General features: G+C 33.0%; 11 protein-coding genes. 4 read left to right on the plus strand and 7 right to left on the minus strand.

Translation table 11 applies throughout. The features are described from left to right. Positions 1–24: 24 nt before the first annotated feature. Both AC3VI6_RS11695 and AC3VI6_RS11700 read left to right on the plus strand, forming a co-directional pair. Positions 25–834 (plus strand): M48 family metallopeptidase, encoded by an 810-nt coding sequence (locus AC3VI6_RS11695; RefSeq protein WP_497706322.1) that lies wholly within the window; start codon positions 25–27, stop codon positions 832–834. A gap of 65 nt (positions 835–899) precedes the next feature. Then, positions 900–2,195, plus strand: coding sequence for an MFS transporter (locus AC3VI6_RS11700; RefSeq protein WP_497706323.1), 1,296 nt, complete (start codon positions 900–902; stop codon positions 2,193–2,195). Between the two features lies 1 nt (position 2,196). Here AC3VI6_RS11700 and AC3VI6_RS11705 read toward each other — a convergent pair whose 3' ends face one another. From AC3VI6_RS11705 to thrA, 7 genes are all read right to left on the minus strand, one after another. After that, a complete protein-coding gene (locus tag AC3VI6_RS11705; RefSeq protein ID WP_497706324.1) occupies positions 2,197–3,819 on the minus strand; it encodes an RluA family pseudouridine synthase in 1,623 nt (540 codons plus the stop codon). Between the two features lie 43 nt (positions 3,820–3,862). Further along, the gene (locus tag AC3VI6_RS11710; protein WP_497706325.1) at positions 3,863–5,635 is read right to left on the minus strand and encodes an AMP-dependent synthetase/ligase; all 1,773 of its coding nucleotides are present in this window, start codon (positions 5,633–5,635) and stop codon (positions 3,863–3,865) included. Between the two features lie 72 nt (positions 5,636–5,707). After that, the gene (locus AC3VI6_RS11715) at positions 5,708–7,480 is read right to left on the minus strand and encodes an AMP-dependent synthetase/ligase (RefSeq protein ID WP_497706326.1); all 1,773 of its coding nucleotides are present in this window, start codon (positions 7,478–7,480) and stop codon (positions 5,708–5,710) included. Positions 7,481–7,570: 90 nt separating this feature from the next. Next, positions 7,571–8,851: a threonine synthase gene (gene thrC / locus AC3VI6_RS11720; RefSeq protein ID WP_497706327.1), complete on the minus strand. Its 1,281-nt coding sequence runs from the start codon at positions 8,849–8,851 to the stop codon at positions 7,571–7,573. 10 nt (positions 8,852–8,861) lie between these two features. Continuing rightward, on the minus strand, positions 8,862–9,791 hold the full coding sequence (locus tag AC3VI6_RS11725; protein ID WP_497706328.1) for a homoserine kinase: 930 nt from the start codon (positions 9,789–9,791) through the stop codon (positions 8,862–8,864). Further along, positions 9,788–10,417 carry a class I SAM-dependent methyltransferase gene (locus tag AC3VI6_RS11730; protein ID WP_497706329.1) on the minus strand — a complete coding sequence of 210 codons (630 nt, stop codon included), beginning with the start codon at positions 10,415–10,417 and terminating at the stop codon, positions 9,788–9,790. The genes AC3VI6_RS11725 and AC3VI6_RS11730 overlap by 4 nt, the downstream gene beginning before the upstream one ends. 3 nt (positions 10,418–10,420) lie before the next feature. Continuing rightward, a complete protein-coding gene (gene thrA / locus AC3VI6_RS11735) occupies positions 10,421–12,862 on the minus strand; it encodes a bifunctional aspartate kinase/homoserine dehydrogenase I (RefSeq protein WP_497706330.1) in 2,442 nt (813 codons plus the stop codon). Positions 12,863–13,349: 487 nt separating this feature from the next. Between thrA and AC3VI6_RS11740 the strand changes: the two genes are divergently transcribed. Both AC3VI6_RS11740 and AC3VI6_RS11745 read left to right on the plus strand, forming a co-directional pair. Further along, positions 13,350–13,895 carry a DUF7010 family protein gene (locus tag AC3VI6_RS11740; protein WP_147862357.1) on the plus strand — a complete coding sequence of 182 codons (546 nt, stop codon included), beginning with the start codon at positions 13,350–13,352 and terminating at the stop codon, positions 13,893–13,895. Positions 13,896–14,042: 147 nt separating this feature from the next. Beyond that, on the plus strand, positions 14,043–15,056 hold the full coding sequence (locus AC3VI6_RS11745) for an alpha/beta fold hydrolase (RefSeq protein WP_497706331.1): 1,014 nt from the start codon (positions 14,043–14,045) through the stop codon (positions 15,054–15,056). The last annotated feature ends 161 nt before the right edge of the window (positions 15,057–15,217 follow it).

Genomic DNA, 15,217 nt, shown 5'->3' on the forward strand with positions numbered 1-15,217 from the left:
TATAGAACTTTAAACTATTAAACAATGAAAAAAATCATAGGTCTAACACTTTTAGCTATTTTTTTAGTGGAATGTAGTACTGTACCAATTACAGGAAGAAAAAGATTAAACTTTGTAAATGATGCTGAAATACTACCAGCTAGTTTTGCTCAATATAAAGGATTTTTAGAAGAAAATAAATTGTCTACTAATACCAAACAAACGAATCAGATAAAACGTGTAGGTAAAAATATTTCGGAAGCGGTTGATCGTTTTATGCGTGCTAATGGAATGAAAACCGAAGCTGATGCTTATGAGTGGGAATTTAACTTAGTAGATGATAAAACAGTTAATGCTTGGTGTTTACCTGGTGGTAAAGTAGTTTTTTATACTGGTATTATGCCTATTTGTGCTAATGAAGATGGTGTAGCTGCAGTAATGGGACATGAAGTAGCGCACGCATTTGCAAAACACGGACAAGAGCGTATGTCTACAGGGCAATTACAACAATTAGGAGGAGTTGCTTTAGCATTAAGTACTCAAAATAGTAAGAATGCTGAAATGTGGAATATGGCTTACGGTTTAGGAACACAAGTAGGGATTATGTTGCCATTTAGTAGAGAGCATGAAACGGAAGCAGATAAATTAGGTTTAGTCTTTATGATTATGGCAGGATATAATGGAGAAGAAGCTGCTGAAGTATGGGTACGAATGAGTGAGCGTTCTGGAGGTGGAGCACCACCTGAGTTTATGAGCACACACCCTTCTAACCAAACACGTATTCAAACTTTAAGAGCATTTTTACCAGAAGCTAAAAAATTAGCAGCTAAATACAATGTAGCTCCCGCTAAGTAAGATTGATAAATTATAGTATATTGCGAACCGTTCATGAAAAATGAGCGGTTTTTTATTTTAAGAATATGTATAAAATAGGCGATAAGAAATTAATAAACGGATGGGCGTTTTACGATTGGGCAAACTCAGTATATTCCTTAGTAATTAGTACTGCGGTTTTTCCATTGTATTACAGTGCTGTAACAGAAGGAAAAGTAGTACGTTTTTTAGGGCAAGATTGGGAGCACCCAGATAGCTTGTATAGTTACGCCTTATCATTTTCATTTTTAGTAGTCGCTTTTATATCGCCAATATTATCAGGTATTGCAGATTATACAGGAAGCAAGAAAAAGTTTATGAAGTTTTTCTGTACATTAGGATCAATATCTGTGATGAGTTTATACTTTTTTGAAGGGATTGATACTGTTTGGATAGGTATTTTATTTACCATTTTAGCAAGTATTGGTTTTTGGGCTAGTTTGGTTTTTTACAATGCGTATTTACCTGAAGTTGCTCACCCTGAACAACAGGACAGAGCCAGTGCTAAAGGTTTTGTTTACGGATATATTGGTTCTGTAATATTACTTTTAATAAACTTAGGCATGATTATGTTTCCTGAAACATTAGGAATCAGCTCGGGTATGGCATCTAGAATTTCTTTTGTGATGGTAGGTTTATGGTGGCTAGGATTTGCTCAAATAACTTTTAAACGTTTACCAGAAAATGTGTATAACAAAAAACCAGAAAAAGACTATATCTGGAAAGGTTATAAAGAGTTACAAACGGTGATTAAAGAAGTGATGAACTACCCAACGTTAAAACGGTTTTTAATCTCTTTTTTTCTATTGAGTATTAGTGTACAGACTATTATTTTAATGGCTGCAATTTTTGGCTCTTCAGAACTTGGATTATCTTCAACAAGTTTAATTATTACTATTTTACTAGTACAAATAGTAGCAATAATAGGTGCAATTATTTTTTCTAGATTATCAGAAAAGTGGGGAAATATTACTGCTTTAAAAGTAACAATTATTGTGTGGATGTTGGTATGTTTTTGTGCTTTCTCTTTAGATAAGTCTCAAGAGTATGTAGACATCTACTTTTATGGTTTAGGAGGATTATTAGGGTTGGTACAAGGAGCAATTCAAACATTAACACGTTCTACCTATTCGAAATTATTACCAGAAACAGAAGATCACGCAACGTATTTTAGTTTTTATGATGTTACTGAAAAGATAGCCATTGTATTAGGTACAGCTGTCTATGGAATATTAAATGCCATAACTGGTTCTATGCAGTGGAGTGTATTGTGTTTAGCAATTTTCTTTTTAGCATCATTTATTATTTTAAGCTCATTAAAAAAGACAAAATACGTAGTATAAGTTAAAAGGGAGCAGGAGCAGTAAAGCTCACTTCTATTTTTGATGTAGGATGCTTAAATGTAATTTTTTCAGCGTGAAGGTATAATCGGTCAGATTTCTTTCCGTATAAATCATCCCCAACTATGGAAGTATTTAAACCTAATTGATGAGCAGCATGTACTCGTAATTGATGCGTACGTCCTGTAATAGGGTAAAAGTATACTTTGGTTTTTGTACCTATAGCTTCAATTGTTTCCCACTGAGTTAATGCTTTCTTTCCGTGTTCATAACAAACAAGCTGTTTAGGACGATCATTTAAGTCTACTCTTAGTGGTAGGTCTATTTTTCCTTCTTTTTCTTTTAAAACACCATCTAACAAGGCTACATACCGTTTTTGTATAGTTTTATTAATAAACTGTGCTTGTAAAGCTTTATAAATAGCTTCACTTTTGGCAATTAAGAGAATTCCAGAGGTAGACATATCTAAACGATGTACAACCAATGGTCCTGTTGCATTTGGATATAATTTTTGAATACGACTATACACAGAATCTTTGATTTCTTTTCCAGCTACCGATAATAAATCATGCGGTTTGTTGATGACTAATAAATCGGCATCTTCATACAGAATTTCAATTTCTTTTTCCTCTTTCAATTGCGCTTCTAAAGGATTTTTATCAATAGGAATCCCTTTTAACATATGTGTTAAAATGGGTTTACATTTTCCTGTGCATGCAGGATAAAAATATTGATGTTTTCTTATGGAAGTTTTTAGCGGTTTTCCCCACCAAAACTCAGCCATACAAACAGGTTTCAATTGATGTTTGAAAGCATATTGCAATAGTTTAGGAGCACAACAATCACCAGCGCCTGCGGGAATATTTTGAGTAGAATCTTTAAAAATAGTTAATAGGTTAGCAGTTTTATTTTCTACATTTAAAAATTGATATTGTTTAAATATTTCTTGTTGAGCCCAAGCAGAAAGATTTGCTCGCTGCTCTTTTAATTGATCAACTTTATTTTTTAACTGAAAACATGCTTTTTTTAAAGGTTCAATTTTATCAAGTAAATACACCTCGTATTCACGCAAATAAAACTCTTCGTTAATATTTAATTGATTGTTTTGTTGAGCAGATTCTTTTCTGAGTTTTCTGCGTTGCTTTATTTTCGTTTGTTCTTTTGATAGGAGTTTTTCGTGTATTTTTTGTGTTCTTTGATATACTTTTTCAGCTTTCTTAAATTCCGTACTATTTTCTAAAAGAGTAATTTCAGAATTTAAAGTATTAAGTTGCTCTTCTGTTTTGGGATAGAATCCATTTATATCTAACACATCAAAAACAGGAGGAACAAAATGTTTGTGTTGCGTGGTTTCGGCTAGTTTTCCTGAAAAAGCGGCTAAATATCCTAAGGTTCCATTTTGCTGTTGTACAACCAAGACACCGAACATTTTTCCAAGAGCATTTTTATCATTAGGATTCTTAATTCCGAAATTGTGAGTAAAATCAGTTTGACTACTTAAATATTCTTGTAGTTCTTTAGTGGCTATTTGGGCTAGAGTATGAGGTGTATAATTATAAGGGTAATCGAATTTTTTAGGCAATTCAATATTCGAAATATCCGAAGAAAAAAAAATAATTTTAGTCATACTTAAAAAGAAAAAAGTGTTGCTTTCACAACACTTTAAACGATTACTCTCTATAAATTTTATCGTATAAGTCTTTATACATTTCTTTAATGATGTTTCGCTTCATTTTCATGGTAGGGGTAAGCTGACCTCCGTCAATAGACCATTCTTCAGCGGTTAATTCAAACTTTTTAATAGTTTCCCATTTACCAAACTTAGTATTGGCATAATCTACTTCTTCTTGAATACGTTCTATTACTTTAGGGTTGCTTACCAAGTCTTTATTATCTCCTACGGTAACGTTATGTCTTTGTGCCCATTCACGTACAAACTCAAAGTTTGGTTGAATAAATGCAGCAGCCATTTTTTCGCCTTCACCAATAACCATTACTTGTTCAATAAAGCGAGATTGTTTTAATTGACCTTCTAATAATGGTGGAATAATATATTTACCACCTGAGGTTTTAAACATTTCTTTGGTACGTCCGGTTATTTTTAGGAATCCATCTTCACTTAACTTTCCTTTATCACCTGTGTGGAAGTATCCGTTTTGTAAAGCTTCAGCAGTTTTTTCAGGATCTTTATAATATCCTTGCATTACGTTTGGACCCTTTACTAAAATCTCTCCATTATCGGCTATTTTAACCTCAACACCATCAATCAATCTACCTACAGTTCCTAATCTAAAACCTCCATCACGCATATCGTTTACAGCAATTACAGGCGATGTTTCTGTTAGTCCATAACCTTCCATAACAGGCATTCCAGCAGCTGTAAATACTCTCGTTAAACGTGGTTGTAAGGCTGCAGAACCTGAAACCATTATCTTTAATTCACCTCCAAGAGCAGCTTGCCATTTAGAGAAAATAAGTTTTTTAGCAATGCTTAGTTTCTTTTCATACCACCATCCGTTTGCTCCGTATGGTTCGTATTGTAAACCTAATTCTATAGCCCAAAAGAATAACTTCTTTTTAATACCTGTTAAGTCGGCTCCCTTGGCATAAATTTTATCATAAATTTTTTCATGCAACCTTGGAACAGCAGTCATGACATGCGGCTTTATTTCTTGAGCATTTTCACTTAACTTATCAATAGCCTCAGCAAAATAGATAGAAATACCACAGTATTGATATAAATACAAAATCATACGCTCAAAAATATGGCAAACAGGTAAGAAGCTTAAAGCTCTTCCTTGACCATATTCTAACGGAACACGTTTTTCACTACTTAGTACATTTGAAACTACATTTTTATGACTTAACATAACTCCTTTTGGACGTCCTGTTGTTCCAGAAGTGTAAATTAAGGTAGCTAAATCATCTGTCTTAATAGCGTTTTTACGCTCTTCAACTTCATGCTGATTGCTTTCATCCTTTCCTAAATCTAAAACTTCTTGCCAGCTTTTTTCACCAGCAATATCGTCAAAAGTATATATTTCTTTAAGTTGAGTATTACCTTTAATTTGGTTTAGTTTTTCTAAAATAGTTTCATCAGAAACAAAGCAATAAGTAGCTTCAGAATGATTTAAAATATATTCGTAGTCTTCTTTTGAAATTGTAGGATAAATTGGCACATTTTGCGCCCCAGTTTGTAAAATTCCTATATCACAGATATTCCACTCGGTACGGTTGTTAGTAGAAATGACAGCTATTTTATCATTAGGTTGTACACCTAATCGCAATAAACCTCTACTTATAGCGTTTGCTTTGTTAATGTACTCGTTTGTAGAGATAGATTTCCATTCACCATTGTATTTTGTAGTGAACGCTTTGTCTAAATTATAATTTTCTTGTTGATAATAAGGAAAATCAAACAGGCGTGTGATTTCAATCGACATATATTCAAATTTTTGTGCTCTGCAATGTATGAAAAATACCCCGATTGCACAAGTTACACTTTACTGGTTGATTTATTGAGGATTATATATTTTTTGGTATAGATCGTTATATTTTTCTAAGATAATTTTTCGTCTCATTTTTAATGTTGGAGTCAAATGTCCCTCATCAATAGTCCATTCGTCGGGAGTAATTTCAAAGCGTTTTATTTGTTCCCATTTTCCGAATTTTTTATTGAAATAATCAATCTCTTTTTGAATTCGCTTACTAAGTTTTTCATCGGTAGTAATATCTGTAATAGCATGTTGATGTCGCTTAGCCCATTCTTGCACAAAATCGAAGGAAATTTGAATAAAAGCTGCTGGCATTTTTTCGCCTTCACCTATGACCATTACTTGTTCAATAAAACGTGATTTTTTTAGTTCACTTTCTATAATAGCAGGAGCAATGTATTTTCCTCCAGAAGTTTTGAAAATTTCTTTTTTTCTATCGGTTATTTTTAAGAACCCTTCAGAATCTATTTCACCAATATCTCCTGTATGAAAAAACTCATTAATAATAACTTCGTTAGTTTTTTCTGGAGCTTTGTAATATCCTAACATTACATTTGCTCCTTTGACTAAAATCTCTCCGTCTTCGGCTATTTTTACAGTTACATTTTCAATTGCCCTTCCAACAGTACCTATTTTAAATCCATTGTTTCGCATGTCGGTAACAGAAATTGCAGGAGAGGTTTCGGTAAGTCCGTAGCCTTCAAAAACAGGAATGCCTGCAGCTGTAAATATTCTTACAAGTCTAGCTTGTGTAGGAGCGCTTCCTGCTAACATAAATTCTAATTGTCCACCTAAAGCTTCTTTCCATTTAGAAAAAATAAGTTTACGAGCTATAGATAGTTGAAATTCATACCACCAACCGTTTTCTTTGTATGGTTTATAATGTTCTCCTAATTCTAAAGCCCAAAAGAATAACCGTTTTTTTATGCCAGATAAGTCACTACCTTTATCTACAATTTTATCAAAAACTTTTTCTAATAACCTTGGTACAACTGCCATGAAATTAGGCTGAATTTCACGTAAATTTTCACCTATTTTACCAATATTTTCAGCAAAGTGAATTTCAAAGCCCATGTATTGACAGTAATAAGAGGCAGCACGCTCAAAGATGTGACATATAGGAAGGTAGCTGACTACTTTTTTATGATTGTCTTGTAAATTTACTCTATTGCCTACAGCAAACACATTGCTAACAATATTACTATGAGAAAGCATGACTCCCTTTGGAGTTCCTGTTGTACCAGAAGTATATATAATGGTAGCCAAATCAGATGGTTGTACTGCTTTTTTTAATTCGTCAACTTTAGTTTGAAATGTTTCATCACTACCATGATTTAAAAATGAATTCCAACTGTAATCTGTATCTAATTCTTCAAAAGTAAATACTTTTTTAAGTTGTGTTTGCTCTTGAACTTTAATTACTTTTTGGTACAAATCTTCATCAGAAACAAAACAATACATACTATCAGAGTGGTTCAGAATGTATGCATAATCTTTTTCAGAAAAAGTAGGGTAGAGAGGAACATTTACCGCTCCAATTTGCATAATACCAATATCAAGAAAATGCCATTTAGGTTGATTTACCGAAGTAATTAAAGTTATTTTATCACCAGACTTAACTCCGAGTTTTAGTAAGGCCTTACTTACAGTATTTGCCTTGTTTATATACTCTTGGGTTGAAAAACTTTTCCAAATTGTATTCTCTTTAAAAACAAGACAGTTTTGTTGTGGATAATTTTCTAGTTGGTGATATGGAAAATCAAAAAGACGAGTAATTTTTGAGGGTTTATGCATGTAAATGGTTTTGTTGATGCATAAATCTATGAAAAAAATAATAGAAAACCGCTGTGACTTTTGTAGTTAATTTTCACAACGGTTTATACTTTAAGTATTTAAAAAACCTTTCAATTCTTGGTAAGAGCTAATTTGTATCGCTTTCTTTTGTTTGTCTATTACTGATACTATTTGAGGTGGAATTTCAACAGTTAAATTTAACACATCTTCAACAACATCTAAAAATTTTACTGGATGTGCTGTTTCTAAGAAAATTCCGAACTCGTTTTGTAATCCGTATTTTTTTAAGCCTAAATATCCTACTGCTCCATGCGGGTCGGCGATATAATTAGAGTTCTTATGGATGTTTTTCATAGCTTCACGAGTTTCATCATCAGAAAAAGAAAAAGAAGAGAATACTGATTTTAAAGTATTTAAATCATTATCAAATAATTCTTGTATCCTGATAAAATTACTCGGGTTTCCAACATCCATCGCATTTGATATGGTTGCTTTAGATGGTTTAGGGTGGTATTCACCACTTGCTAAATAATTAGGAACAGTATCATTTACATTAGTAGAAGCGACAAAATGTTTGATAGGTAACCCTAGTTTTTGTGCCATAATACCTGCGCAAATATTCCCGAAATTTCCACTTGGTACGGAAAAGATAACTTCTTTATGCTGTTTGTATACCTGTTTGTAAGCAAAGAAAAAGTAAAACATTTGTGGTAACCAACGGGCAATATTAATAGAGTTTGCTGAAGTTAACACTCGATTGATATCAGCATCTAAAAAAGCAGTTTTAACCATGTCTTGGCAATCATCAAAAACACCGTCAACCTCTAAAGCAGTAATGTTTTGTCCTAAGGTAGTCAATTGCTTTTCTTGAATATCACTCACTTTTCCGCTAGGGTAGAGGATGACCACATCTACACCTTTAACTCCTAAAAAACCATTAGCAACAGCACCACCAGTATCGCCTGAAGTAGCGACCAATACTGTTACTTGTTGGTCTTTATCGCGATTAAAATATCCTAAGCAACGTGCCATAAAACGAGCACCAATATCTTTAAAAGCCATGGTTGGTCCATGAAATAATTCTAACGCACCGATGTTTTCTTCAATAGATACCACTGGAAACTCAAAGTTGATGGTTTCTTTAATGATTTTTTGTAAAACGTCTTTCGGAATTTCATCACCCACAAATTGCTTGATGGCTTCATACGCAATTTCTTCATTAGAATATTCACCAATGTTATCAATAAATTCTTTTGATAGTGGCGTAATATTTTCAGGAAAATACAACCCTCTATCTGGAGCTAATCCGTTTACTACAGCTTCTTCAAAGCTAACTTTGGGTGATTTATGATTGAGACTATAATAGTTCATAATTTCGTGTTTAGTATTGTTCTAAAATTTTAATTCCTTCTGTGTTGATTTTAGAAAGAATCATGTTAAAATCAATTTGTTTGTCTTGATAGGTATTGTGAATGGTTTTGTAAACATTTTCAGCGGTTTCATCACCTCTACATAAAGTGAAAATTGTCGGGCCAGAACCTGAAATTCCTGCTCCTAAAGCTCCTGCCTTAATTGCTTGTTGCTTCACTTCATCAAAATGTGGAATCAGATGTTTACGAGCAGGTTCAACAATGATATCAGTTAATGAATCTGCGATTAATTGATAATCGTTGGTATGCAATCCACTAATCAATCCGCCAACATTGGCCCATTGCGTAACCGCATTATTCAAAGGAACTTCTTTAGGTAATACAGCTCTCGCATCTTTGGTTTTCACTTCAACTTGAGGATGGATTGCCACCACTCTTAAATCAGCAGGTACAGGAATTTTTACAATACTTAAAGGTTCATAACTACGTACCAATGTAAAACCACCATAAATAGCGGCAGAAACATTATCAGCTATTGGAGTTCCGCAAGTGGCTTCTTCTCCTAACATTGCAAACTGTGTCAATTCAAGAGGAGAGAAGCTATTTCCTAATAGCTGATTTACACCAAACGCAGCTCCCGCTGCACTGGCAGCACTACTTCCTAAACCACTTCCTGGAGTATATCCTTTGTGAATGGTGATGTCGATACCAAAATCAACTGGATGTTTTTCTAACATCGCTAACGCAACCACTCCCGCAGCATTTACTTGTGGATCAGAAGGTAAATCAGCCCCAGTTATTTGGGTAATTTTGACACCTTTTATAGCTGTTTTGGTAAAAGTCATGGTATCTCCAACAGTTTCGAGTGCTAAACCTAAAGCATCAAATCCGCAGGAAACATTAGCAACAGTTGCAGGTGAAAATATTTTTATATAATTCATTTTTTTGCGATTAAAAACAAGTCGGTATCACCACCTTCTTGATATAGTTTGGTGTAATTTTCTATAATTTTGAATTCTTGTGCTTCTAAAGCTTCAATCAAGTATTCTGGTTCATGATAATGAATAAACATCAAGTTTTTTCCATCTGAACTAGAGCATATACGAGAGTCTTTTTCATAATCTCCAATCATGGTGCTAATGTATAATAATCCATTAGGGTTTAACATCGTAGCAGCATCCTTTATAAGTTTTAGAGCATCCTCTTTGGTAAGATACGGAAAACAAAATCCGAAGATGATTACGTCAAAACCTTCTTGTAAACTAGTAATATCTCTGCAATCTAGTACCTTAAATGAAGCATTTGGATTGTTTTGTCGGGCTAAATTTACCATGTTTTCAGCAGCGTCAATACCTATAACAGAAAGTGTAGTGTTATGACGTAGTAGGTAATTGGTAATCTTACCAAAACCACACCCCATATCTAACACATTATGGTGAGTTGACTCCATATGTTTTAAAAGGAGATTATAACTATGATTGTACACGGTATCATTGGCAAATTTATCTTGATACGCCTGTGCTACATTGTTATAGATTTGTATGATATTTTGATAACGTTTTTCCATGTACTATTGATTTCCAATTCGTATCACATCAGCAAAAATTCCAGAAGCGGTTACTTCAGCACCTGCACCCGCACCTTTTATTTGTAGTGGATTTACAGGATACCTATCTGTAAAAAACAATACGATGTTGTCGCTTCCTTCTAAATTATAAAAAGGATGGTCAAACGGAATATGCTGCAAGCCTACACTCGCTTTTCCATTGTTAAATTCAGCTACATATTTTAAGCGACAATTTTTATCGGTAGATTCTTTGTATGCTTGTTGAAAATGTGCCTCAAACTCAGTTAAAGAAGCGTAAAAATCATCATTATTGGTAGTTTCTAAACTCTTTTTAGGTAAAAACGAATTGTTTTCAATATCAGAAAGTTCCAAATCATAACCACTTTCACGTGCTAGAATTAATATTTTTCGAGCTACATCCACACCACTTAAATCAATTTTAGGATCCGGTTCCGTATATCCTTGTTCTTGTGCTTGTTGTACGACATCATGAAAAGAAATACTTTCATTAAAATTATTGAAAACAAAGTTTAAAGAACCTGACAACACGGCTTGTATTTTATGCACTCGATCACCAGAAGCAATTAAGTTTTTAAGCGTGTCAATAATAGGCAAACCAGCACCCACATTGGTTTCAAACAAAAATGGCACACTATACTTTCGTGAAATGTGTTTTAACTTTTTATAATTATCTAGTTCAGAAGCACAGGCTATTTTATTACAAGTAACTACCCCAATATTGTTGGCTAAATAATGTTCGTATACCTCAGAAACTTTTTGATTAGCCGTATTGTCAATAAAAACCGAATTACGAAGGTTCAACGCTTTTGTTCTTTCAAAAAAGCGCTCTAAAGTACTTGCTTCTCCGTTTTGTAATTGTTCTTTCCACGATTTTAAGCTGATACCACCTTCATCAAAAACCATTTGTTTAGAGTTGGAAATCCCAACCACACGCACATTCAGTTTTAACTGTTCTTTTAAGTATTTTTTCTGTTGGTGGATTTGCGCCAAAAAGCGTTCTCCCACATTTCCTACACCTGTAACAAACAAGTTTAATTGCTTTATTTTTTCCTCAAAAAACTGCTCGTGTAGTGTGTTTAATGCTTTTTTAGCATCTGAACTGTTGATAACAGCAGAAATGTTTTTTTCTGAAGCACCTTGAGCAATAGCGCGAATGTTCACGTTGTTTTTACCTAAAGAGCTGAACATTTGTCCGCTTAAACCTCGGTGATTTCTCATTTTATCACCTACCAAAGCAATAATTGCCAATCCTTGTTCTACAATAATCGGATCTATTTTATGACGCTCTATTTCAAAAGCGAAAGCTTCGTTAATTTTTAGAGCTGCTTTTTCAGCATCTTCATCATAAATCCCTACACAAATAGAGTGCTCAGAAGAAGCTTGCGTGATTAACACTACATTGATGTTGTGTGTAGATAAAGTTTCAAACAAACGTTTAGAAATGCCAGAAACACCTACCATGCCACTTCCTTCTAAAGTTAGCAATGTAATATTCTCGATATGAGAAATTCCTTTTACAGGTTTTCCGTTTTCGGTAATTTTTGAAATGAGTGTTCCTACATTTTCAGGTTCAAATGTATTCTTTATTCGAATAGGAATTTCCTTTTCCAATACCGGTTGAATGGTAGGAGGGTAGATAACCTTTGCCCCAAAATGTGATAATTCCATGGCTTCTTGATACGAAATATGAGGAATAGGAAATGCCTGCTTCACCATATGCGGATTTGCAGTATACATACCACTAACATCTGTCCATATTTGCAATTCATTAGCATTTACAGCAGCCGCATAAATAGCTGCAGAATAATCGGAACCTCCACGTCCTAAAGTAGTTGATTTCCCTTCTTTTGTACGAGCTATAAACCCAGGTAACAAAGTTACTTGGTGCTTATTTTTGTCAAAATACTCCTTGCAATTGGCGTTGGTTAGTTGAAAATCAACTTGTGTTTTATCAAAAGCGTTGGAAGTGACGATTAACTCTCTACTGTCTTTATATACTACATCCAGTTCCTTACTAGCTATGTTTGCGATGATATAAGAAGATAGTAACTCACCAAATCCACTAATCGTAGCTAGTGTTTTGGGGGTAATTTCGTTTAGTAACAAACAACCTTCTAACAAAGTTTTTAGTTGTTTAAAAAGGGAAGTAATATACGTTTTAACTTCTTCTTGTTGATTTTTAGGTACTAATTTTTCAATTACTTCAAAATGCAATTGCTCAACTTCTTGGTAGCTTTCAAGGTAATTAGCATTATTTTGAGCAGCTTTTTCTGCCGAAGCAATAAGCTTATTCGTTGTTTTACCAAAAGCAGAAACTACCACAATAAGTGGACTGTTTACAGAGGTATTGGCAACGATTTGTACTACTTTTTCTATATTTTGAGGATTGGCTACAGATGAACCACCAAATTTTAAAACGGTCATTTTAAAAAGGATAATAAATTAAAAATAAGATTTTTTAAACTATTTATCTGTTTTCAAGTCTTTTGAAAAAATAAATATATACGGAAATACTATGTAGAAAAATAACCCCTAAAGGGTTGTAGTAATAATTGTAGTTGTAGTGCCAACAAAAGAAGCCGTAATATTTACAGCTGGAATAGAAATGATATTTCTTTTGTTGTTAAACATTGGGGTAAAATTATAAATTATTTTTAAAAAACAAGTATATGATGTTCTTTTTTTACGAAAAACCTCTTTGTATAGTACACAAAATACAACTATATTGCAAAAAAAATAAAAAGAATAAAATTGCTAAGAATTGCTGCATATCCTGCCAAAAAAGGAGTGTCACGGTAAGTTTATTCTGTATATAAACTAGTTGTGGTGCATTTAAAAACTGACATTTGCGAAAACATTGAGGTTTGAAAAATCATAAAATCTATAAGAAAAAAACTAACTGAATTAACCAATGAACAACAGAACACTTGAACAACAGCGGATTGAATTTATCAATCAAAAATTTCTTGCTACACCATTAGCTGGTTTGATTATATGGACTATAATTGGATTAATCGGAATCTTTTTTTCTGACTTTATAGCAGTTTGGTCAATTTTTATTGGAACCGGAAGTATTGTATATCTAGGTCTGCTTCTCTCAAAATTCACAGGTGAAAATTTCCTAGATAAAAGTAAACCGAAAAACGAATTCGACACTCTTTTTCTTTTTACGGCTGGACAAGCGATACTTGTCTATTCAATTGCAATACCATTTTTTCTGGTTGACTATTCTTCTCTTCCAATGACTGTAGGAATTCTGACTGGATTAATGTGGTTGCCATTTTCTTGGATTATAAAACATTGGGTTGGAATTTTTCACACCTTGACTAGAATCATTACAGTTCTAACTCTTTGGTATCTTTTACCCGAATATAGGTTTATAGCTATTCCTTTTGCAATTGTTTTAATTTATGTCATTACATTAATAATCTTAAAAAACAGAAAGAAAACTGAATAAAAACGACACCACAACAATGTATAACCGCAATTACGGCGGATTCGACTACGTCCGAATCCACTCGGAATTGCTAAAGTCAGTGCCAAACCGAAAATTAACGCATATTAATCCGTAACTGACGGTTATACGAGACCGTTGCCAATAATTATGAAGAACTTACTCACATTAATATTCTTACTAATTTCAAATCTTATTTTTAGTCAGAATGGATATTACGGAAATGAAAAACAAATTGAGAATTTTGAACAATATGTAAAAGAAGAAATTTCAGCCGGAGTTGATAAAGAAATCAAGATTTTTGGAACTCTTCTAATGCCAAAAAATGAATTTGATAAAATTCTTGTAATCATCTCTGGAACTGGACAAATTTCTCAAAATGGGCACAATCATCTGAGTGAATATCTTCTCGAAAATAATATTGCAGTTTTTAGATTTGATAAAAGAGGTGTTGGAAAATCTACAGGAACTTATGATGACCGAGCAGAAATCTATACAAATGATTTTATTAAAATTTTTAATCAATTAAAAACACTCAAGTCTGTTCAAAATAAAACTATTGGATTTATTGGGCATAGCCTTGGCGGGATTGTTTCAATTCAAGCAGTTGAACAAGATATAAAACCAGATTTTTTAATTCAATGGTCTACACCAATAGGAAAACCACGTGAATTAATAAAATATCAGATTAATAACGGAATTAAAAACTACGATAATCTAATTATTGGAAACACAGATAAAGACCAAATCAAAACTTTAGATTACATATTTGAATTAATTGACCAAAATCCCACATTGAATGCTTGGGAACTATGGAAAATTGCGAAAAAAGAGTCTAAAAAATATGGAATAAAAAAGAAAGCCTATTCAAATTATCTTCAACCACATAAAGTTGCGGAAGCAAGAATTGATAACTCTAAAAACTATAAGAAAATAGATTTTCCAACTTTAGTAATAATTGGAGAAGAAGATATTTTAGTTGACCCAATACAAAGTAAAAATGAATTGGATAAAATTGAAAATCCGAATATTGAGTTTAAACAAATAGACGAACTAAATCACTTTATGACAAAGAAAGGAGTTGATTGGAAAACAAACGAAATTTATAATGTTAATTTGGCTTTTAAAGAATACATTGTGAATTGGATTAATAACATAAAATAACTATTGGCAACAATGGCTCCTATGAAAAGCACTAGTCTAGTTTTTCAAAGTTACTATATTTATTTTTAATTCTTACATAATAATAATTTTAGGGTGTTGAATTGTTGATAATTCCGAAGGATTATCAATACTTCAATACCTTATAACTTGCTCCGCATCCT

This window comes from Tenacibaculum sp. TB-56, assembly GCF_059716275.2.